1 pseudogene is annotated in these 297 nt (G+C 71.0%); it reads right to left on the bottom strand.

Features of this window, described 5'->3' with window-relative positions:
• Window positions 1–297 (bottom strand): annotated as a pseudogene (locus ACOADB_RS26410) (NAD(P)(+) transhydrogenase (Re/Si-specific) subunit alpha); the annotation flags it as partial.

The following is a 297-nucleotide window of genomic DNA, read 5'->3' as shown; positions in this document are numbered from 1 at the left end:
GGCGCGGCGGCAGCGGCAGCCGGGGCGGCCGAGACCTGCACGGCCGGAGGCGGCCACGTCGACTCGCCTTCCTTGACGACCGTGATGCCGCGCTGGACGACGTCGTCGAAGTCGAGCGCCAGGGCGCCGTCCTTCTCCGGGGTCAGCAGCTTGAGCAGGTTCACGATGTTCGTGCCGTACAGCTGCGAGGTCTGGGCAGCCAGGCGACCCGCGAGGTCGGTGTAGCCGAGGATCGTGACGCCGTTGTCGGTCACGATCCGCTCGTCCGTGACGGTGCCGGTGGCGTTGCCGCCGTTG

The organism is Nocardioides sp. CPCC 206348 (assembly GCF_048654705.1).
Taxonomy (GTDB): domain Bacteria; phylum Actinomycetota; class Actinomycetes; order Propionibacteriales; family Nocardioidaceae; genus Nocardioides.
Note: the sequence above shows the minus strand (reverse complement) of the source record. Positions and strands in the feature narration are given on the sequence as shown.